This is a genomic window from Streptomyces sp. NPDC092296, assembly GCF_044755465.1.
GTDB lineage: Bacteria > Actinomycetota > Actinomycetes > Streptomycetales > Streptomycetaceae > Peterkaempfera.
Genome location: NZ_JBIVRB010000001.1, coordinates 1,649,388 through 1,670,432 on the forward strand (window position 1 = coordinate 1,649,388; position 21,045 = coordinate 1,670,432).

General features: G+C 73.9%; 19 protein-coding genes. 17 read left to right on the forward strand and 2 right to left on the reverse strand.

Annotated elements, in window-relative coordinates:
- Positions 1–35 precede the first annotated feature (35 nt).
- The 9 genes from recG (at position 36) to mutM (ending at position 8,394) form a co-directional block, all read left to right on the forward strand.
- The gene (recG, locus tag ACIQGZ_RS07540; RefSeq protein WP_402599877.1) at positions 36–2,270 is read left to right on the forward strand and encodes an ATP-dependent DNA helicase RecG; all 2,235 of its coding nucleotides are present in this window, start codon (positions 36–38) and stop codon (positions 2,268–2,270) included.
- A 112-nt stretch (positions 2,271–2,382) separates the two neighbouring features.
- Positions 2,383–2,910 carry a hypothetical protein gene (locus ACIQGZ_RS07545; RefSeq protein WP_402599878.1) on the forward strand — a complete coding sequence of 176 codons (528 nt, stop codon included), beginning with the start codon at positions 2,383–2,385 and terminating at the stop codon, positions 2,908–2,910.
- A gap of 96 nt (positions 2,911–3,006) precedes the next feature.
- A complete protein-coding gene (rsmD, locus tag ACIQGZ_RS07550; protein ID WP_402599879.1) occupies positions 3,007–3,585 on the forward strand; it encodes a 16S rRNA (guanine(966)-N(2))-methyltransferase RsmD in 579 nt (192 codons plus the stop codon).
- Positions 3,586–3,673: 88 nt separating this feature from the next.
- Entirely contained in the window at positions 3,674–4,165 is a 492-nt protein-coding gene (gene coaD, locus ACIQGZ_RS07555) for a pantetheine-phosphate adenylyltransferase (protein WP_402599880.1), read from the forward strand.
- Between the two features lie 168 nt (positions 4,166–4,333).
- Positions 4,334–5,656 (forward strand): cell division initiation protein, encoded by a 1,323-nt coding sequence (locus tag ACIQGZ_RS07560; RefSeq protein WP_402599881.1) that lies wholly within the window; start codon positions 4,334–4,336, stop codon positions 5,654–5,656.
- A gap of 293 nt (positions 5,657–5,949) precedes the next feature.
- Entirely contained in the window at positions 5,950–6,534 is a 585-nt protein-coding gene (locus ACIQGZ_RS07565; RefSeq protein ID WP_402599882.1) for a YceD family protein, read from the forward strand.
- A 2-nt stretch (positions 6,535–6,536) separates the two neighbouring features.
- Complete coding sequence (gene rpmF, locus ACIQGZ_RS07570; protein WP_111492989.1) at positions 6,537–6,710, forward strand: 50S ribosomal protein L32; 174 nt, start codon at positions 6,537–6,539, stop codon at positions 6,708–6,710.
- A gap of 19 nt (positions 6,711–6,729) precedes the next feature.
- Complete coding sequence (rnc, locus tag ACIQGZ_RS07575) at positions 6,730–7,533, forward strand: ribonuclease III (protein ID WP_402599883.1); 804 nt, start codon at positions 6,730–6,732, stop codon at positions 7,531–7,533.
- Positions 7,534–7,536: 3 nt separating this feature from the next.
- Positions 7,537–8,394 carry a bifunctional DNA-formamidopyrimidine glycosylase/DNA-(apurinic or apyrimidinic site) lyase gene (gene mutM, locus ACIQGZ_RS07580; protein ID WP_402599884.1) on the forward strand — a complete coding sequence of 286 codons (858 nt, stop codon included), beginning with the start codon at positions 7,537–7,539 and terminating at the stop codon, positions 8,392–8,394.
- Positions 8,395–8,714: 320 nt separating this feature from the next.
- On the opposite strand, the gene ACIQGZ_RS07585 is transcribed toward mutM, so the two are convergent.
- Complete coding sequence (locus tag ACIQGZ_RS07585) at positions 8,715–9,665, reverse strand: CAP domain-containing protein (RefSeq protein ID WP_402599885.1); 951 nt, start codon at positions 9,663–9,665, stop codon at positions 8,715–8,717.
- Between the two features lie 138 nt (positions 9,666–9,803).
- On the opposite strand from ACIQGZ_RS07585, the gene ACIQGZ_RS07590 reads away from it, so the two are divergent.
- The 5 genes from ACIQGZ_RS07590 (at position 9,804) to ftsY (ending at position 16,178) form a co-directional block, all read left to right on the forward strand.
- Positions 9,804–10,082 carry an acylphosphatase gene (locus ACIQGZ_RS07590; RefSeq protein WP_402599886.1) on the forward strand — a complete coding sequence of 93 codons (279 nt, stop codon included), beginning with the start codon at positions 9,804–9,806 and terminating at the stop codon, positions 10,080–10,082.
- Positions 10,083–10,427: 345 nt separating this feature from the next.
- A complete protein-coding gene (locus ACIQGZ_RS07595) occupies positions 10,428–10,631 on the forward strand; it encodes a hypothetical protein (RefSeq protein ID WP_230655036.1) in 204 nt (67 codons plus the stop codon).
- Positions 10,632–10,852: 221 nt separating this feature from the next.
- Complete coding sequence (smc, locus tag ACIQGZ_RS07600) at positions 10,853–14,470, forward strand: chromosome segregation protein SMC (RefSeq protein WP_402599887.1); 3,618 nt, start codon at positions 10,853–10,855, stop codon at positions 14,468–14,470.
- Positions 14,471–14,654: 184 nt separating this feature from the next.
- Complete coding sequence (locus ACIQGZ_RS07605; protein ID WP_402599888.1) at positions 14,655–14,846, forward strand: YegP family protein; 192 nt, start codon at positions 14,655–14,657, stop codon at positions 14,844–14,846.
- A gap of 117 nt (positions 14,847–14,963) precedes the next feature.
- Positions 14,964–16,178 (forward strand): signal recognition particle-docking protein FtsY, encoded by a 1,215-nt coding sequence (ftsY, locus tag ACIQGZ_RS07610; protein ID WP_402599889.1) that lies wholly within the window; start codon positions 14,964–14,966, stop codon positions 16,176–16,178.
- A 132-nt stretch (positions 16,179–16,310) separates the two neighbouring features.
- Here ftsY and ACIQGZ_RS07615 read toward each other — a convergent pair whose 3' ends face one another.
- A complete protein-coding gene (locus ACIQGZ_RS07615) occupies positions 16,311–17,024 on the reverse strand; it encodes a bifunctional DNA primase/polymerase (RefSeq protein ID WP_402599890.1) in 714 nt (237 codons plus the stop codon).
- Positions 17,025–17,525: 501 nt separating this feature from the next.
- Here ACIQGZ_RS07615 and ACIQGZ_RS07620 point away from each other — a divergent pair.
- The 3 genes from ACIQGZ_RS07620 (at position 17,526) to ACIQGZ_RS07630 (ending at position 20,948) form a co-directional block, all read left to right on the forward strand.
- Positions 17,526–18,977, forward strand: coding sequence for a hypothetical protein (locus ACIQGZ_RS07620; protein ID WP_402599891.1), 1,452 nt, complete (start codon positions 17,526–17,528; stop codon positions 18,975–18,977).
- Positions 18,978–19,263: 286 nt separating this feature from the next.
- Positions 19,264–20,613 (forward strand): ammonium transporter, encoded by a 1,350-nt coding sequence (locus ACIQGZ_RS07625; RefSeq protein WP_402599892.1) that lies wholly within the window; start codon positions 19,264–19,266, stop codon positions 20,611–20,613.
- A complete protein-coding gene (locus tag ACIQGZ_RS07630; RefSeq protein ID WP_402599893.1) occupies positions 20,610–20,948 on the forward strand; it encodes a P-II family nitrogen regulator in 339 nt (112 codons plus the stop codon). Before ACIQGZ_RS07625 ends, ACIQGZ_RS07630 begins: the two co-directional genes overlap by 4 nt.
- The last annotated feature ends 97 nt before the right edge of the window (positions 20,949–21,045 follow it).

Sequence of the window (21,045 nt, forward strand, 5' to 3'; positions counted from 1 at the left end):
CCGCGTTGTCCGAGGCATGAGGTGGAATGGACCCGATGTCCGCACTTGACGAACCCCTCCACAAGCTCGTCGGCGACCGCACCGCGAAGGTGCTGGCCGACAGCCTCAAGCTGCACACCACCGGCGACCTGCTGTACCACTTCCCGCGCCGGTACGCCGAGCGCGGCGAGCTGACCCGGCTGGACGACCTGGAGGTCGACGAGCACGTCACCGTGGTCGCCCGGATCGAGAAGGTCACCGTCATCCCCTTCCGGCAGCGCCGCGGCAACCGGCTGGAGGTGGTGGTCACCGACGGCAGCGGCCGGCTGACCCTCACCTTCTTCAACCAGGCGTGGCGGGAGAAGGAGCTGCGCCCCGGCGCGCGGGGGATGTTCGCCGGCAAGGTCGGCGCCTTCCAGCGGGTCCGGCAACTGGCCAACCCCGACTACCAGCTGCTGGACGCCGACGAGGGGTCCGGCGCCGCCGAGCGGTTCGCCGGGCGGCTGATCCCGGTCTACCCCGCCTCCGCGCAGGCCCCCAGCTGGAAGATCGCCCAGTGTGTGGAGGTGGCCCTGGACAGCATGGCCGCCACCGGCTGGGAGGGCGTCGGGGAGCCGCTGCCCCCGCAGCTGCGCGCCGACCGCGAACTGCTGCCGCTGCCCGAGGCGCTGGAGCGCATCCACCGGCCGCGCGCCCAGGTGGACGTGGCGATGGCCCGCTCCCGCCTCAAGTGGGACGAGGCGTTCGTCCTCCAGGTCGCCCTGGCCCGCCGCCGCGCCGCCGACCGCGCACTGCCCGCCGTCGCCCGTACGGCACCCGCCGGCGGCCTGCTGGACGCCTTCGACGCCCGGCTGCCGTTCACCCTCACCGAGGGCCAGCGGCAGGTCTCCGCCGAGATCTTCGCGGACCTCGCCCAGGAGCACCCCATGCACCGGCTGCTCCAGGGCGAGGTGGGCAGCGGCAAGACCATGGTCGGCCTGCGCGCGATGCTGGCCGTGGTCGACACCGGCGGCCAGGCGGTGCTGCTGGCGCCCACCGAGGTGCTGGCTCAGCAGCACCACCGGTCGATCACCGAGATGATGGGCGACCTGGCCGAGGGCGGCATGATCGGCGGCTCCGAGCTGGGCACCAAGGTCCGGCTGCTCACCGGCTCCACCGGCACCGCCGCCCGTCGGCAGACGCTGCTCGACCTGGTCACTGGCGAGGCCGGCATCGTGGTCGGCACCCATGCGCTGATCGAGGACAAGGTGCGCTTCCACGACCTGGGCCTGGTGGTGGTGGACGAGCAGCACCGCTTCGGCGTGGAGCAGCGCGACGCGCTGCGCGCCAAGGGCGACCGGCCGCCGCACCTGCTGGTGATGACCGCCACCCCCATCCCGCGCACGGTCGCCATGACGGTCTTCGGCGACCTGGAGACCTCGGTGCTGGACCAGCTGCCGTCCGGCCGCTCCCCGATCGCCTCGCATGTGGTGCCCGCGCTGGAGAAGCCCAACTTCCTGGCCCGCGCCTGGGAGCGGGTCCGCGAGGAGGTCGCCAAGGGCCATCAGGCGTATGTCGTCTGCCCCCGCATCGGTGACGAGGAGGACGACCCCAAGGCGCGCCGGAAGACCCGCAGGGCCGCCGAACCGGACCTGGAGGAGGTCGACGAGGGCGCCGAGGCCGACGCCGAGGAGCGGCGGCCCCCGCTGGCCGTGCTGGAGGTGGCGGAGCGGCTGCGCGGCGGCCCGCTCGCCGGGCTGCGGGTGGAGGTGCTGCACGGCAGGATGCCGCCCGAGGCCAAGGACGAGGTGATGCGCCGCTTCGCCGCCGGTGAGCTGGACGTCCTGGTCGCCACCACCGTGATCGAGGTCGGCGTCAACGTCCCCAACTCCACCGTGATGGTGATCATGGACGCCGACCGCTTCGGCGTCTCCCAGCTGCACCAGCTGCGCGGCCGGGTCGGCCGGGGATCGGCCCCCGGCCTCTGCCTGCTGGTCAGCGACATGCCGGCCGGCACCGCCGCCAGGGCCCGGCTGGACGCGGTGGCCGGCACCCTGGACGGCTTCCAGCTCTCCCGGATCGACCTGGAGCAGCGCCGCGAGGGCGATGTGCTGGGCCAGGCCCAGTCCGGGGTCAGGTCCTCGCTCAAGGTGCTCTCGGTGCTCCAGGACGAGGACGTCATCGCCGCCGCCCGCGAGGAGGCCGCCCGGCTGGTCGCGGACGACCCCGACCTGACCCGCCACCCGGATCTGGCGAGCGCCTTGGAGAGCCTGCTGGACGAGGAGCGCGCCGAGTATCTGGAGAAGGGCTGATCCAGCGCGAAGCCGCAGGTCAGAGCCGATTGTCAGTGCCTTGCGCGACAATGGAGGTGTTCGGGAGGCACTCCGACAGTGCCTGTCCCATGGACACCTGGGGGCTCATCACATGGCATTCCGTCACCTCAACGAACTCCCGCTCGGCGACAAGGTCTTCCGGATCGAGCTCGCCAGCGACGACGACCGCGAAGTCACCCTGACCCTCACCGGCTGGCGGGACGGCCAGGCCGCCGACCCGCTCGCCTCCGGCCGGCTCCGCCTCCCGGTGGAGGACGTCGCCTCGCTGCGCATCGCCCTCAACCGCGCGCTGCGGGCGCTCGCCATCGTTGCCGACGTCTCCGAGCCCATCCCCGACCGCGATGTGCTCCGCGAGCTCTACCCCGGCCACGGCGCCCCCTGGGTGCCGCAGCACGAGGAGGAGCTGGTGCGGCGCTTCCACGACGGCGAGACCGTGGCCCGGGTCGCCGCCCGCTTCGGCCGCACCCCCGACTCCGTCCGCACCAAGCTGCGCGAGCTGGGCCATGACCCGCGCCGCCCCGAGTACTGCCCGCCCGACGGCTGCCTGTCCTGGTCCCGCTACGCCTCCCCGACCCTGCTCGGCGCACCGGACCAGGCACCCGCCACCGACGCCTCCTAGACCGGCCTGCGGGAGCCCCGCCGGACCGCCGCCGGGGCTCCCGCCGTATAGCGTGGAGCGCGTACCCCACCGCCGACCCCGAGGAAGCCCAGCCCCATGACCCGCGTGATCGCCGGAGCGGCCGGCGGCCGCCGCCTGGCCGTGCCGCCAGGACAGGGCACCCGCCCGACCTCCGACCGGGCCAGGGAGGCGCTCTTCTCCACCTGGGAGTCGCTGCGCGGCACCCTGCACGGGGCCAGGGTGCTCGACCTGTACGGCGGCTCCGGCGCGGTCGGCCTGGAGGCGCTCTCCCGGGGCGCCTCGCACGCCCTGCTGGTGGAGGCCGACGCCCGCGCCGCCCGGACCATCCGGGAGAACGTCCGCACCCTGGCGCTGCCCGGCGCCGAGGTCCGGCACGGCAAGGCCGAGCGGGTGGTCGAGGAGCCGCCGCCCGCCGTCCCCTACGACCTGGTCTTCCTCGACCCGCCGTACGCGGTCACCGACGCCGGGGTACGCGAGATCCTGCTCACACTCCACGCCGGGGGCTGGCTCGCCGCCGACGCACTCGCCACCGTGGAACGCAGCACCAGGGGCGGCGACTTCGGCTGGCCGACGGGGTTCGAGCCGCTGCGCTCCCGCCGCTACGGCGAGGGGACACTCTGGTACGGTCGCGCCGCCGCCGCTCCGGGATCATGATGTGTCCGGTTCGGCCGGGAACGAACGGGTAGCAGATCGGCCCACCCTCACGGCGGAGCCGCCGGGGCCGGAGAGCGAGGATCACGTGTTGCGCCGCGCCGTCTGTCCGGGGTCCTTCGACCCCATCACCAACGGCCATCTCGACATCATCGAGCGTGCCTCCAAGCTCTATGACGTCGTGCATGTCGCCGTCCTGATCAACCCCGCCAAGCGCGGCCTGTTCACGGTCGAGGAGCGCATGGGGATGATCGAGGAGGTCACCGCCGACTACGGCAACGTCCAGGTGGAGTCGCACCACGGCCTGCTGGTCGACTTCTGCCGCGACCGGGGCATCCCGGCGATCGTCAAGGGCCTGCGCGCGGTCAGCGACTTCGACTACGAGTTGCAGATGGCCCAGATGAACCACGGCCTGTCCGGCGTGGAGACCCTCTTCGTGCCCACCTCCCCGACCTACAGCTTCCTCTCTTCCAGCCTGGTCAAGGAGGTCGCGGCGTACGGCGGCGACGTCGGCCACCTGGTCCCCGGGCCGGTGCTGCGCCGGCTCACCGCGCGGATGGCCGAGCGCGCCGCCGAGCGGTAGCCGCCGGGCACACGCTTTCTGCCGATCTGTCACCAGCCGCCGCCCGGCCGGGTCGCGGCCCCGGACCCGTTCACCCGGAACCCCCCGGTGGTCGTAGAGTTCGACCGGGCGCTCAGCTTCCGGGCCGCCCCGCCGCACCCCGGCGCACACGGAAAGACGTGAGCCACAGTGGACGTGCAGAACAAGCTCGACGACATCGTCGCGGCCGTCGAGAGCGCCCGATCCATGCCGATGTCGGCGTCCTGCGTCGTCAACCGGTCCGAGCTGATCGGCCTGCTGCGGGAGCTGCGGGAGGCACTGCCCGCCGAACTCTCCCAGGCCCAGGCGGTGATGGCCGACCATGAGCAGGTGGTCGCGGAGGCCCGCGCCGAGGCGGAGCAGATCATCCGGGGTGCCCACGCCGAGCGGGGCTCGCTGGTCTCCGGCACCGAGGTGGTCCGCACCTCCCAGGCCGAGGCCGACCGCATCCTCGCCGAGGCCCGCGCCGAGGCGGCGGAGCTGCGCCGGGAGGCCGACGACTACGTCGACAGCAAGCTGGCCAACTTCGAGGTCGTCCTCACCAAGACGCTCGGCGCGGTCGGCCGGGGCCGGGAGAAGCTGCTCGGCCACGGGCCCGACGCGGGCGGCGAGTACGGCCAGAGTCCGGTCTACCTGAACGGCGAGGGCGGCGAGGAGGGCGAGGAGTTCCGGCCGCGGGTCTCGCCCAGCCCCGAGGTGGACGAGTACGTCGACGTCAAGCTCGCCACCCTGGAGACGGTGCTCAGCAAGACCCTGGAGGCGGTCGGGCGCGGCCGCGACAAGCTGCTCGGCAAGCAGCCGATCGACGAGCTGGCCGCCTATCTGGCCGCCGCCGACCAGGCCCAGCAGCACAAGGACCGCGCCGAGGCCGTCGCGGCCGGCTTCGCCGCCGCCGAGGCGGAGGAGGGCGGCGCCCCCGGCGCCGCCGAGGAGATGGGCCGGCCCTGGTTCCAGGACGAGGTGCCCGGCGGCTCCGGCTGGGCCGACCCCACGCAGCCCGCCCAGCCCGCCCAGCCCGCCCAGCCCGCTTGGCCGCAGCAGCCCGGTGCCGATCCGTACGCCGCCGCTGCCGCCGCCGACCCGTACGCCCCGGCCGGCACCGACCCGTACGCCGCTGCCGCCGCCCTCGGTGACGGGCAGGGCGGGTACCCCGAGATGTACGGCTACGGCTACCCCGACCAGCAGGCCCAGCAGGCCCAGCCGGTCTGGCCGGGCCACGACCCGGCCGCCGCCCAGGACCCGTACGGCAACCCGGTCGGCGGCTACCCCCAGGGCCCGGAGGCGGCCGGCTACCCGCCGCAGCCCGGCTACGCCCCGCAGCAGGAGGCGTACGGTGGCTGGGGCGCCCAGCAGGGCGGCTACCCCGAGCAGGCTCCGGTGCCGCAGCAGCAGGGCGGGCTGGACGAGACCAGCTTCTTCGACACCAGCGTCATCGACGTGGCGCGGCTGCGGGAGCTGGGCGGCGGCCGCTGAGCGCGGCCCCGCAGCGGCCCCGCAGCGGGCCTCGGGGGAGCGAAGTTGGGCCTGGCCCCCAGGTCCGGTATCCTGACTGCTCCGGCCTGTTCAGCGCCGGGGTTGTCGGCTGCCCCGACTCCCCTCCCAGGGGGACGGTCGGGACGCAGAGCCGCAAGTCACACGAGCCGTATGCTCCGCACCTCACCGCGCGGAGCCGTAGGAAGCAGGACATCCTGAACCGCCTCGACCACCGCGACCCCCTCGTGTTCGACACGCACGAGCTGGGCCGTCGTCCGGGTTCGATGCGCAGGGTGACCCGCACCATCGAGGCCCCCGACGACTTCGGCATCGACGTGATCGGCGTCCCCGCCGGCAGCCCCGTCGAGCTGGATCTGCGGCTGGAGTCGGTGGTGGAGGGCGTACTGGTCACCGGTACCGCCGCCGCCCGTCTCCGCGGCGAGTGCGTACGCTGTCTGGAGCCCGTCGAGGACGACCTCGAGGTGGACTTCCAGGAGCTGTACTACTACCCGGAGGACGACCGGGTCCGCGGTGTCGCGGCCGGGCCGTCCGACGAGGACGACGAGGAAGAGACTTACCGCCTGGAGGGCGACCTGTTCGACCTCCAGGCGGTGCTGCGTGACGCGGTGGTGCTCGCACTGCCGCTGCAGCCGGTGTGCCAGGACGACTGCCTGGGCCTGTGCTCCGAGTGCGGAGCGCGGCTGAGCGACGACCCGGACCACCACCATGACGCCGTCGACCCCCGGTGGGCGGCACTGCAAGGACTCTCCGCCGCCCCCGAAGGGGGGCACCCCCGGCCGAAGGCCGGGGGAGAGGGTGACGGGAACGACGAGGACAGCGGTGCCCGCAAGGGTGCTGCCGAGAACCAGGAGAAGTAGCCGTGGCTGTTCCGAAGCGGAAGATGTCGCGCAGCAACACGCGCCACCGCCGTTCGCAGTGGAAGGCTGCGGTCCCGGCCCTGGTGGCATGCGACCGCTGCCACGAGCCGAAGCTGGCGCACATCGCGTGCCCGAGCTGCGGTACCTACAACCGCCGCCAGGTCCTGTCGGTCTGATCGGCGGGTGCAAGGATCGATGTCGGACGGAACCACGACCTCTCGCAAGGGTGCCTCATCCGGGGCCGAGTCCACGGGTAAGGCGGTCGGGCGGCCGACCTCGACCACCAACGACGTCCTGGAAGGGCGGCTCGGGTACACACTCGAGCCCGCCCTTCTGGTACGTGCTCTCACCCACCGCTCGTTCGCGTACGAGAACGGCGGCCTGCCCACCAACGAGCGCCTGGAGTTCCTGGGCGACTCGGTGCTCGGCCTGGTGGTGACCGACACCCTCTACCGGATCCACCCGGATCTGCCCGAGGGCCAGCTCGCCAAGTTGCGGGCCGCGGTCGTCAACTCCCGTGCGCTGGCCGAGGTGAGCCGCAGCCTCGACCTGGGTGCTTTCATCCGGCTCGGCCGGGGTGAAGAGGGCACCGGTGGCCGGGACAAGTCCTCCATCCTGGCCGACACGCTGGAGGCCATGATCGGCGCGGTCTACCTCGACCAGGGCCTGGACGCCGCCTCCGAGCTGGTGCACCGCCTCTTCGACCCGCTGATCGAGGAGTCCTCCAACCTGGGCGCCGGGCTGGACTGGAAGACCTCACTCCAGGAGCTCACCGCCACGGTGGGCATCGGCGTGCCCGAGTACCTGGTCAGCGAGGCGGGACCGGACCACGAGAAGACCTTCACCGCCACCGCCCGGGTCGGCGGCGAGGAGTACGGCACCGGTACCGGCCGCTCCAAGAAGGAAGCCGAGCAGAAGGCCGCGCAGAGCGCCTGGCACGGCATCCGCGACAAGTACGGTGTCGCCACTCCGGCCGACGGCACCACCCCGGCCGCCTAGCGCATGCCAGAGCTGCCCGAGGTCGAGGTGGTCCGGCGCGGCCTGGAGCGCTGGGTCACCGGCCGCACCGTGGCCGAGGCACAGGTGCTGCACCCGCGCGCCGTCCGCCGGCACCTCGGCGGACCGGCGGACTTCACCGCCCGGCTGGCCGGGCGCACCTTCGGACCGGCCCACCGGCGCGGCAAGTACCTCTGGCTGCCGCTGGCCGACACCGGCTTCTCGCTGCTCGGCCATCTCGGCATGAGCGGCCAACTGCTGGTGCAGCCCGCCGACGCGCCGGACGAGACCCATTTGCGGGTCCGGCTGCGCTTCACCGACGGCGGCCGCGAACTGCGCTTCGTCGACCAGCGGACCTTCGGCGGCCTCACCGTGTACGAGGCCGAGCCCGGCGACCCGGAGGCCACCCCGCTGGCCATCGCGCACATCGCCAGGGACCCGCTGGACCCCCGCTTCGACGACGAGGTCTTCCACACCGCGCTGCTCCGCCGCCGCACCACCGTCAAGCGCGCCCTACTGGACCAGGGCCTGATCAGCGGGGTCGGCAACATCTACGCCGACGAGGCGCTGTGGCGGGCCCGGCTGCACTACGAGCGGCCCACGGCCAGCCTCACCCGGCCGCAGACGGCGCTGCTGCTCCAGTCGGCGCGCGAGGTGATGGCGGCGGCGCTGGCGGTCGGCGGCACCAGCTTCGACAGCCTGTACGTCAATGTGAACGGCGAGAGCGGCTACTTCTCCCGCGACCTGGACGCGTACGGCCGCCGCGACGAGCCGTGCCGCCGCTGCGGCACCCCGATCCGCCGCGAGCCGTGGATGAACCGCTCCAGCTACTTCTGCCCCACCTGCCAGCCACCACCCTCCTGACCCCGGAGGGGCAGCCCCCCGCCAGGGGGCGCGAGGAACTGCGCGAGCAACCCCCCACCGCCCCCGAGTGGTGTGAACCGCAACGCTCCGCGCCACCCAGTGCCCCGCCAGGGGCGCGAGGAACTGCGCGAGCAACCCCCCACCGCCCCCGAGTGGTGTGAACCACAACGCTCCGCGCCACCCAACGCCCCGCCAGGGGCGCGAGGAACTGCGCGAGCAACCCCCCACCGCCGTAGCGCGCCGCACCGCCAGTACCCGCCGCCCCCGAGTGGTGTGAACCACAACGCTCCGCGCCACCCAGCGCCCCGCCAGGGGCAGGCTCAGAAGCCGAAGTCCTGGGTCCACCAGGGGCCGCCGGTGCCCTGGTGGACACCGACGCCGAGGGTGGTGTAGTCGCAGTTGAGGATGTTGGCCCGGTGGCCGGGGCTGTTCATCCAGGCGTTCATCACCTCGGCCGGCGTCCGCTGCCCCCGCGCGATGTTCTCGCCGCCCAGATTGGTGATCCCGGCCGCCTTGGCCCGGTCCCACGGCGACCGGCCGTCCGGGTCGGTGTGGTCGAAGAAGCCGCGCGCCGCCATCTCGTCGCTGAACGCCGCCGCCAGCGCGGCCAGCCGGGCGTCGGCGGTGACCGGCCCGCAGCCGGCCGCGGCCCGCTCCTGGTTGACCAGCGACACCACCTCGGCCGCCAGTCCCGCCAGACTGCCGTCCGCCGTCCCGGTGGAGACAACGGCCGTGGCTGTGGCAGTCGCCCGTACGGTCGTCACGGTGGTCGTGGCGGCCGTGACCCGGGCACTGGCCGTGGCGGACGGCCGGGCGGGCCGCTTCGTACGGGAGGGCGTCGCGGACGGCGCCGGAGCCCGGTCCTCGTCCCGTCCCGCCGCCTCGGACGGCCGCCCCCGCGCCGCTCGGGCGGCCTGCGCCCCGGCGGGCCCCCCGGTCTCGGTGGCCGCCACCCCGCCGCCGTCCGCGCCGGGGTCGCCGCCGGGGTCGCCCGCCGCCACCACGGTGCCGGGCAGCCCCGAGGGCAGCGGCAGCACGCCGCTGAGCACCCCGCCCGCGCCCGCCGCCAGCGCCGTGCAGCAGACCACCAGCACGGCGCGGGCCGGCCCCCTGCTGCGGCGCCTGGCCCGGCCGCCCCGGCGATGGGAGGACGGCCCGGCGGGCGGGACCGGGGGAGCGGCGGCAGCGGCATGGCGCCGCCGCCCCGGGACCTCCCCGGCCGGGGACTGCGGCTGCTGCTGTGGAGCGGACGTACGCGCGTGCCGGGACATGGCTGAGCGGAACCCTCCCGATCCCCCCGACCGGTGATACAAGCCTGCTACTCACCCGTACGAGTGATGGCAGGACTGTACAGGCATGACAGGTGGGGCTGGAGGGAAAGGCGAGACCGGCCGCCTTAGGGTCGTCCCATGCAGGAACACGTCCGGTTGACCGCCTGGGTGCGCGGCAGGGTGCAGGAGGTCGGCTTCCGCTGGTGGACCCGGTCCCGGGCGCTGGAGATCGGCCTGGTCGGCTATGCGGGCAATCTGTCCGACGGCAGGGTCCAGGTGGTGGCCGAGGGCGCGCGGGAGGAGTGCGAGCGGCTGCTGCGGCTGCTGCGCGAGGCCGACACGCCCGGCAGGGTCGACGGCGTCACTGAGATCTGGAGCACGCCACGAGCCGGGTACGACGGCTTCGGGATGCGCTGAACGGCCCGCCGCAGGGTGCTTCCGGCAACTGCCCGCGTCACATGGTTGCCAGGTCAGGCCGGGACGTGGTTGACTCCGCACCTAGTAGTGATCGCCCGGCCACCGGCCGTCGCAGTCGTCCCCACGGTGTGGACACACCACCGTACGGGTGGACGACCGGCGTCGCGCGCTGTGATCGTGTTGACCCATACAGCGTTTGGTGAGACGCTGGAAACCCGCTCACCCGTACGTGTTTCCCCCGGCAGAGCTGTTCTGGATCTGCGAAGAGCGCGTGGCGGTGCGCACCCTTCCCCCTCGACCCATACCTCACAAAGGTCGGTCACTCAGCGTGGAGGACCACTCATCATGGCAAAGGCGCTTCTCGGTTACGTCGGCGGTCCCGACCCGCGACTGCTCGCCGAGATGCGACGGCTCCAGCAGCGTGTCCAGGATCTGGAATCCGAGCTGAACCGGATGCAGGCCGAGAACGACGCCCTGGCTGCCGTCGCTGACGAGCAGAGGCTGCTCAGCAGCATCGACGTACCTCAGCGGGAGCCCGCCCTCACCTGATCCAACCCGATCAGGCAGCGGTGCCGCCGGGAATCTGCAAGGGACGCCTTCACCGGCGTCCCTTCGTCGTTCCCCAAGCAGGTTCCCCCCGTCCGCAACAGTCTGGTCGACAACAGGTTGCCCGTCACCGATGGCGGTGAAACCGCGCGGCGCCTCACCCGGCCCACCCTTCGCTCCCCGTTAGAGTCCAAGGTGCGGGACGAGAGCGAGGAGAGCGGCGCGTGCACCTGAAGAGCCTCACCCTGCGCGGTTTCAAATCCTTCGCCTCGGCCACCACCCTCCGCTTCGAACCGGGCATCACCTGTGTGGTCGGCCCCAACGGCTCCGGCAAGTCCAATGTGGTGGACGCGCTCTCCTGGGTGATGGGCGAGCAGGGCGCCAAGTCGCTGCGCGGCGGCAAGATGGAGGACGTGATCTTCGCCGGCACCGCCGGGCGCCCCGCGCTCGGCCGCGCCGAGGTCAGCCTCACCATCGACAACACCGACGGCGCGCTGCCCATCGACTACGCCGAGGTCACCATCACCCGGACGATGTTCCGCAACGGCGGCTCCGAGTACGCCCTCAACGGCGACACCTGCCGACTGCTGGACATCCAGGAGCTGCTCTCCGACTCCGGCATCGGCCGCGAGATGCACGTCATCGTCGGCCAGGGCCAGCTGGACTCCGTACTGCACGCCGACCCCACCGGCCGCCGCGCCTTCATCGAGGAGGCCGCCGGGGTCCTCAAGCACCGCAAGCGCAAGGAGAAGGCGCTGCGCAAGCTGGACGCGATGCAGACCAACCTCAACCGGGTGCAGGACCTGGTCGCGGAGCTGCGCCGCCAGCTCAAGCCGCTCGGCAGGCAGGCCCAGATCGCCCGCCGCGCCGCCGTCATCCAGGCCGACCTGCGCGACGCCCGGCTGCGGCTGCTCGCCGACGACCTGGTCACCCTGCGCCGCGCCGTGCAGGCCGAGGTCGCGGACGAGATGGCACTACGGCTGCGCCGCTCCACCGTCGAGCAGCAGCTCGCCAACGCCGTGCAGCGCGAAGCGGTGCTGGAGGCGCAGGTGAACCAGCTGGGACCGCAGGTGCGGCAGGCCCAGGAGACCTGGTTCCAGCTCTCCTCGCTGGCCGAGCGGGTGCGCGGCACCGTCGGGCTGGCCGACGCCCGGGTCAAGCACGCCACCGCCGCGCCCGGCGAGGAGCGGCGCGGCCGCGACCCCGAGGACATGGAGCGGGAGGCCGCCCGGGTCCGCGAGGAGGAGGCCGCCCTCGGCGCAGCCCTGGACGAGGCCCGGTACGCGCTCGCGGAGGCCGTGGAGCGGCGCGGCGAGCTGGAACGCGCCCTCGCCGAGGAGGAGCGCCGACTGAAGGCCGCCGACCGGGCCCTCGCCGACCGCCGCGAGGGGCTGGCCCGGTTGCAGGGACAGGTCGGCGCCGCCGCCTCCCGCGCGGCCGGCGCCGAGGCCGAGATCGGACGGCTCGCGGTGGCCCGCGACGAGGCGGTGGCCCGCGCCGAGGCCGCGCAGACCGCGTACGAGCTGCTGCGGGAGCAGGTCGACGGGCTGGACGCCGGTGACGAGCGGCTGGAGGCCGACTGGACCGCCGCCCGCCACCGGCTCACCGAGGCGGAGGAGGCCCGCAGCCGGGCCCGCGACGCCGCGACCGCCGCCGAGAAGGAGCGCGCCGCCCTCACCGCCCGCCGCGACGCGCTGGCCCTCGGGCTGCGCCGCAAGGACGGCACCGGTGCGCTGCTCGCCGCCGCCGACCGGCTCGGCGGCATCCTCGGCCCCGCCGCGACGCTGCTCACCGTCGCCCCCGGCGCCGAGGCGGCCGTCGCCGCCGCGCTGGGCGCCGCCGCCGACGCGGTCGCCGTCGACACCGTGGCCGGGGCGGCCGCCGCGCTGCGGCTGCTCCGCGCCGACGACGCCGGACGGGCCGCGCTGCTGGTCGCCGGGGCCCCCGCCGCGCCGGACCCGGCGGGCGCCCTGCCGCCCGGCGCCCGCTGGGCGGCCGACCTGGTCCGGGCCCCGGCCGCGCTGCTGCCCGCCGTCCGCCGGCTGCTGGCCGGCACGGCCGTGGTGGACACCCTGGCCGACGCCGAAGCGCTGCTCGCCGCCCGCCCCGAACTGACCGCCGCCACCGGAGACGGCGATCTGCTGGGCCGCGGCTTCGCCCATGGCGGTTCGGCCGGGGCGCCCAGTCTGCTGGAGACCCAGGCCGCCGTGGACGAGGCCACCGCCGCGCTGGCGGAGCTGACCGACCGGGCCGGACAGCTGGCCGCGCGGTCCGCCGAGGCCGCCGAGCGGCGCCGGGAGCTGGCCGCCGAGGTGGAGGAGCTGTCGGTACGCCGCCGCAGCGCGGAGAAGGAGCGCTCCGCCGTCGCCCAGCAGCTCGGCCGGCTCGGCGGGCAGGCCAGGGCCGCCGCCGGTGAGGCCGACCGGTTGGGCGCGGCGGTGGCCAAGGCGCAGGCGGCGCTGGAGCAGGCCGCAGCCGAGCACCGGGCGCTGGCCGAGCGGCTGGCCGCCGCCGAGCAGGCCCCGGCGGCGGCGGAGCCGGACGGCGCCGAGCGCGACCGGCTGGCCGGGGAGGCCGCCGCTTCGCGGCAGGCCGAGATGGACGCCCGGCTGGCGGTGCGCACCCATGAGGAGCGGGCGCGCGGCCTGGCGGGCCGGGCGGACGCGCTGGACCGGGGCGCCCGCGCCGAGCGGGAGGCCCGCGCCCGCGCCGCCGCCCGGCGGCGGCGCGCCGAGCAGGAGGCGGCGGTGGCGGCGGCGGTGGCGTACGGCGCGCGGCGGCTGCTGGCCTTCGTGGAGGTGTCGCTGGAACGGGCGGCGGCCGAGCGGCAGGCCGCCGAGCAGGCGCGCGCCGGCCGGGAGGCGGAGCTGGGCCAGGAGCGGGCGCGCGGCCGGGAGCTGAAGGAGGAGCTGGACAAGCTGACCGACTCGGTCCACCGCGATGAGGTGCTGCGGGCGGAGAAGCGGCTGCGCATCGAGCAGTTGGAGGCCAGGGCGCTGGAGGAGTTCGGCATCGAGGCGGCCGCGCTGCTGGGCGAGTACGGCCCGGACCAGCCGGTGCCGTCGACCGCCGGGGGAGACGGGGAGACCGGGGGAGACGGGGATGCCGCCCAGGCGCCCCGCCCGTACGACCGGGCCGAGCAGGAGAAGCGGCTGCGCGCCGCCGAGCGGGCCTTCCAGCAGCTGGGCAAGGTCAATCCGCTGGCGCTGGAGGAGTTCGCCGCGCTGGAGGAGCGCCACCAGTTCCTCAGCGAGCAGCTGGACGACCTCAAGAAGACCCGCCGCGACCTGCTGGACATCGTCAAGGACGTGGACGAGCGGGTGGAGCAGCTGTTCACCGCCGCGTACCACGACACGGCGGCGCAGTTCGAGGGCGTCTTCTCGCGGCTGTTCCCCGGCGGCGAGGGGCGGCTGCTGCTCACCGACCCGGAGAACATGCTGACCACCGGGGTGGATGTGGAGGCCCGGCCGCCGGGCAAGAAGGTCAAGCGGCTCTCGCTGCTGTCCGGCGGCGAGCGGTCGCTGACGGCGGTGGCGCTGCTGGTCTCCATCTTCAAGGCCCGCCCCAGCCCGTTCTATGTGATGGACGAGGTGGAGGCGGCGCTGGACGAGACCAATCTGCGCCGGCTGATCGGGATCATGGAGGAGCTGCGGGAGTCCTCCCAGCTCATCGTGATCACCCATCAGAAGCTCACCATGGAGTCCGCCGACGCCCTCTACGGCGTCACCATGAAGGGCGACGGCATCTCCCAGGTGATCAGCCAGCGGCTGCGCGAGGAGCACCGCGAGCGCCGCCCGCGCGCCCGCGCCGTCCCCGCGCAGCCGGCCCCGAGCCCGGCCTGACGGCCGTCAGCCCCGGGGAGCACCAGCGACTGCACCCGGCACCGTCCCCGGCGACTGGCGGCAGCCCACCGGGCACCGCTGCCCCGCCGGGCCGCGTGACCCGAATGACCGAGCCGGGGATGCCGGGACCGCCGCCGCGACCTTACGGTGCGGCTGGGGGGCGACCTACGGAAGGTGGAATCCCATGGCAGGCAAGTTCGAGATATACACCGACGACTCCGGCTCCCTCCGCTTCCGCCTCAAGGCGAGCAACGGCCAGGTCCTGATCGTCGGGGACGCGTACGACACCCGGGACCAGTGCCTGAAGGGCATCGAGACGATCCGCAAACTCGCGCCCTACGCCGAGGTCAGCGACATCGCCGCCGCCGAGGCATGACCCCCTGCGGGGCGGGGCGGGGCCGACCGGCCCCTCCCGCCCCGCACCGCCGCGTGGCGGACTCGCAGGGTGCCGCAGGTATGGCGGCGGGGGCTCAGCACCGATACTGGGGGGGTTATGGAATACGTGATCCTTGCCGTAGCCATCGCCGTGGTCGCCATCGGCGCGATCTCCGGCCTCGTCGTCAGCGGCAGACGGCGCAAGACACTGCCCCCGTCGTCGGCCCCCACGCTGGGCGCGCCGACCGTCGAGCCCCGGGTCGGCGAGGAAGCCGAGACGCCCAGGGACACCCCCACCAGGACCATCGAGGAGGTGGAGCTGCCGCCGGGCGTCACCGCGCCCGAGACGACGGTCTCCCCGGAGGCGGCCGCCGCCGCGCCGCCGCTGGAGGTGCCGGAACCCACCGCCGGCCGGCTGGTCCGGCTGCGGTCCCGGCTCTCCCGCTCCCAGACCTCGCTGGGCAAGGGCCTGCTCGCCCTGCTCTCCCGCGAGCACCTGGACGAGGACACCTGGGAGGAGATCGAGGACACCCTGATCACCGCCGACGTCGGCGTCACCCCCACCCAGGAGCTGGTGGAGCGGCTGCGCACCCGGGTGAAGGTGCTCGGCACCCGTACCCCCGACGAGCTGCGCCAGCTGCTCCGCGAGGAGCTGGTCACGCTGATCGGCACCGACGCCGACCGCTCGCTGCACTCGGCCGATCACTCCGCCGAGGCGGCCGGCCGGCCGTCCGTGGTGCTGGTGGTGGGCGTCAACGGCGTCGGCAAGACCACCACCACCGGCAAGCTGGCCCGGGTGCTGGTCGCGGACGGCCGTACGGTGCTGCTGGGCGCCGCCGACACCTTCCGCGCCGCCGCCGCCGACCAGCTCCAGACCTGGGGCGAGCGGGTCGGCGCCCGTACGGTGCGCGGACCGGAGGGCGGCGACCCGGCGTCGGTCGCCTTCGACGCGGTCAAGCAGGGCAGCGCGGAGGGCGCCGACACCGTCCTGATCGACACCGCCGGCCGGCTGCACACCAAGACCGGCCTGATGGACGAGCTGGGCAAGGTCAAGCGGGTGGTGGAGAAGCAGGGCCCGGTGGACGAGGTGCTGCTGGTGCTGGACGCCACCACCGGCCAGAACGGCCTGGTGCAGGCGCGGGTGTTCGCCGAGGTGGTGGACATCACCGGCATCGTGCTCACCAAGCTCGACGGCACCGCCAAGGGCGGCATCGTGATCGCGGTCCAGCGGGAGCTGGGCGTCCCGGTGAAGCTCATCGGGCTGGGCGAGGGCGCCGACGACCTGGCGCCGTTCGAGCCGGGTGCCTTCGTGGACGCGCTGATCGGGGACTGACCGGCAGACCGAGCGACCAGGCAGCAGCAAGACCGAGGGCCGTCCCCGTATCCGGCACGGGGACGGCCCTCGGTGTGTCGCGGGCGGGCCCGGGAGGGGGAAGCCGGCCCGCCCGCGACGCGGGGGAGGAGGTCAGGAGGCGAGCCAGGCCACCTCGGCGCGGGCCGGCTCACGGCTGCGGTGGCAGGCGTACGCCAGCGTGCCCAGCAGCAGCCGGGCCTCCGGTGGTGCGCCGGCGCTCTCCGCGGTGGGCGGGCGCAACCAGTGCGCCGGGCCCAGCCCGGCGAGCACGGTGGGCGGCGCGGCCACATAGGCGCCGCTGCCATGGCCGACCAGGTCGAGCGAGGCGTCGTCCCAGCCCATGGTGTAGAGCAGCTCCGGGAGCTGCCGGGCGGCGCCCGGCGCCACCAGGAACAGCGCCCGCCCGGCCGGGGAGGCGAGCACCGGGCCGAGCCGGGTGCCCATCCGCTCCAGCCGCACCAGCGCCCGGCGGCCGGCCGCGCCGGGGACGTCCAGCACGTCGAAGGTACGGCCCGCCGGGAGCAGCACCGACGCCTGCGGCTGCTCCTCCCAGAGCGCCCGCACCCGGGCCCGGTCCGCCCCGGGGCCGGCCTCGGGGCAGGCCGCGCCAGCCGGGTGCAGGCCGGGGGCCGCGCAGTGCGGCGCGGCGCAGTGGCAGTCGGCGGCCCCGGTGCCGCCCCGGTTCCGCCCGGCGGGGTGGCCGGCGGCGACGGCCCAGCCCCAGCGCCCGGCGTACTCGGCCGCCGCCTGGCGGGCGGTGGCGCGGGTGCGGCGCCGCGAGCCGAACCGCGAGCCGAACCTGAGATCGCCGAACAGGTTGTCCATGCCTCCCCCAACGGGTTGCGGTTGCCGGTGGTTACGGCTCGGTGACAGTGGGTCGCCATGCCGGTGCGGCAGGCGGCGCGGACGGGCGGCGTGCGGGTCGGGTCGCGCGCCGCCGGGCTTCCGTGTGCCCCGACCCGCCATTGCGGGACGCGGGCGGATGGTGGGATCGTCGTTGCGGACGGTTTCTGTCTGCTCCGCGATGTCGGCCCCCGGGGCCGACGGGCTACCAGTCAATCGCGGGATGGCAGGGATGTGTTCACTCGTTGGGGTGGCGAATGGTGGCGATTCCCCGTCGACGCTCCCCCGAGTGGCCCACAGGGCGTTACGTTCGGTCGGCGGATCGCGGCGCTGCGTCAGCTCGCGGGTCACCGGCCGGGTGGTAGAGGACCGGGTGCGGCAGCGAGTCTGAATCAGTGATGTGGCAGTGATCGCGGCACTACTCAGGACACCGCCCGGAACCATCGGGCATGCAGCGGGGTAACCCGGTATGGGGGCGTTCCGGTGGGAGACAAGCAACCCAACGAGCAGCTGGCGTCATGGTTCGTGCGCAGCGGCTGGTCCAAGGGCGAGCTGGCACGCCAGGTCAACCGCCGGGCGCGGCAGACGGGTGCGCACCACATCAGCACCGACACCTCCCGGGTGCGGCGCTGGCTGGACGGTGAGCAGCCGCGCGAGCCGATCCCCAAGATCCTCTCCGAGCTGTTCTCCGAGCGGTTCGGCTCGGTGGTCAGCGTGGCCGACCTGGGGCTGCGCACCGCCGTCCCGGTGGCCGGCGCGGGCGAGGTCGACCTGCCGTGGAGCGGCCCGCAGACCGTCCAGCTGATCAGCGAGTACTCCCGCAGCGACCTGATGCTCAACCGCCGGGGCTTCCTGGGCACCTCGCTGGCGCTGACCGCCGGCTCCGCCCTGATCGAGCCCATGCAGCGCTGGCTCACCCCCGGCCCGGCGGGTGCCCCCACCCCCATCCTGACCGCGGCCAACGGCGGCGAGCCGCACACCGGGCGGCTCTCCGCGCCGGAGCTCCACCTGCTGGAGCAGACCACCATGATGTTCCGCCAGTGGGACGCGCAGAACGGCGGCGGCCTGCGCCGCAAGGCCGTGGTCGGCCAACTGCACGAGGTCACCGACCTGCTCCAGGAGACCTACCCGGCGGACACCACCCGGCGCCTGTTCCGGCTCACCGCCGAGCTGGCGCACCTGGCCGGGTGGATGTCGTACGACGTGGGGATGCACCCCAGCGCCCAGAAGTACTACGTGCTGGCGCTGCACGCGGCCAAGGAGGCCGGCGACCGCCCGTTCGGCGCGCTGATCCTCTCCGACATGAGCCGCCAGATGATCCACCTCAACCGGGGCGAGGACGCGCTGGAGCTGATCCACCTCGCCCAGTACGGCAGCCGCGACACCGCCACGCCCCGCACCACCGCGCTGCTGCACGCCATGGAGGCCCGCGCCTACGCCAATTTGGGCGAGGTCAACCGCTGCCACCGCGCCGCCCGGCTGGCCGAGGACACCTTCGGCGATGTGCGCGCCGACGACACCGATCCGGACTGGATCTCCTTCTTCTCCGAGGCCGAGCTCAACGCGGAGAACGCGCACTCCTTCCGCGACCTCGCCTACCACTCCACCCGCAGCCCGATGTACGCGTCGATGGCCGCCCCGGTGATGGAGCGGGCGGTGGACCTCTTCAGCGCGGACGCCACCCACCGGCGGTCGTACGCCTTCAACCTGATCGGCATGTCCAGCGTCCATCTGCTCCAGGGCGAGCCGGAGGCCGCCGCCGACATGGCCAACCAGGCGGTCGACATCGCCAAGCGGGTCCGCTCCGAGCGGCTGAACACCCGTATCCGCAAGACCACCGACGCCGCGCTGCGGCAGTACGCCTCGGTGTCGGATGTGCAGCAGCTGTCCGACCGGATCACCACGGTGCTCCCCGAGTACGCGGCGGCGATCTGACCCCCGGCCCGACGGCACAAGCCCGACGGCACAAGCCCGGCGGACACAAGCCCGACGGACACAAGCCCGACGGACACAAGCCCGGCGGCATCAGCCCGACAGCGTCCGCCCGATTACGGCCGTTCACCGGGGTGTAACACCCCGGTGGCGGTCGTCACCCCCGTGAAACAGCCGGGCGCATCGGGCGAAACCGGCCTCCGCCAGTCTCCTAAGCAGCGCCGACAACCCACGGGAAGGATGGGACGGGACCCCGTGGGCGGAGCGGCCTCACACCAAGGAGACGCCGATGCCCAAGGGCTTCGACGCGGGCGACACCGCGTTCGTCCTCATCTGCGCAGCGCTGGTCATGCTGATGACACCGGGTCTCGCCTTCTTCTACGGCGGCATGGTGCGGGTCAAGAGCGTGCTGAACATGCTGATGATGAGCTTTGTCAGCCTCGGGATCGTCAGTGTGCTGTGGGTGGCCTACGGCTACTCGCTCGCCTTCGGCGCCGACTCCGGCGCCGGGCTGCTGGGCAACCTGGACTTCATTGGAATGAAGGGCATCACCGACACCACACTGACCGGCTCGATCCCGGTCTTCGCCTTCGCCGCCTTCCAGCTGATGTTCGCCGTGATCACCCCGGCGCTGATCAGCGGGGCGCTGGCGGACCGGACGCGGTTCGGCGCCTGGCTGCTGTTCATCACCCTCTGGGTGACCGTGGTGTATTTCCCGGTCGCGCACTGGGTGTGGCAGTCCGGCGGCTGGATCTTCAAGCTCGGGGTGAAGGACTTCGCGGGCGGCACCGCCGTCCACCTCAACGCGGGCATGGCCGCACTCGGTGCCCTGCTGGTGCTGGGCAAGCGGATCGGCTTCAAGAAGGACCCGATGCGGCCGCACAGCCTGCCGCTGGTGATGCTGGGCTCCGGGCTGCTCTGGTTCGGCTGGTTCGGCTTCAACGCCGGGTCCGCCCTGGCCGCCGACGGCACCGCCGGCCTGGCCTTCCTCAACACCCAGATCGCCACCGGCGCCGCGATGCTCGGCTGGCTCGGCTACGAACGCCTCCGGCACGGCGCCTTCACCTCGCTCGGCGCGGCCTCCGGCGCGGTCGCCGGACTGGTCGCCATCACCCCGGCCTGCGCCGCGGTGAACGTCTGGGGCGCCATCGCCATCGGCGTCATCGCGGGCGCCGTCTGCGCCTGGGCGGTCGGGCTGAAGTACCGGCTCGGCTATGACGACTCCCTCGACGTGGTGGGGGTGCACGCCGTCGGCGGCCTGCTCGGCACCCTGCTGATCGGCGTCTTCGACAGCACCGACGGCCTCACGGCGGGCGCCGGCTTCGGCCAGCTCGGCAAGCAGGCGGCGGGTGCCTTCGCGGTGGCGGCCTACTCGCTGGCCGTCTCCTGGCTGCTGGCCAAGGCCATCGACCGCACCATCGGCTTCCGGGCCGCCGAGGAGGACGAGGTCACCGGCCTCGACCAGGCGTACCACGCGGAGACGGCGTACGACTTCGGCTCGCTCGGCGGCGGTGTGGCCCGGATGGCCGTCCCGATCGGTGCCGGTACCGGTGCCACGATCACCCCGCAGTACGCCACGCAGCAGCACGCTACCCCGCAGCAGACCGCCACCCAGCAGAACGAGGTCGACGCCCGATGAAGCTCATCACCGCCGTCATCAAGCCGCACCGGCTGGACGACGTCAAGGACGCCCTGCTGGCCTTCGGTGTGCACGGCCTCACCGTCACCGAGGCCAGCGGCTACGGCCGGCAGCGCGGCCACACCGAGGTCTACCGGGGCGCGGAGTACACCGTCGACCTGGTGCCCAAGGTCCGCATCGAGATCCTGGTCGAGGACGACGACGCCGACGACCTGCTCGACGTCGTGGTCAAGGCCGCCCGCACCGGCAAGATCGGTGACGGCAAGGTGTGGTCCGTGCCCGTGGAGACCGCGATCCGGGTCCGTACGGGGGAGCGGGGCCCGGACGCGCTGTGAGCCGAGCCCCGGCGCAGCGGGGCCCGGACGCGCTGTGAGCCGAGCCCCGGCGCAGCGGGCGGGCCCGCGACCGGCACGCCACCGGTCGCGGGTCCGC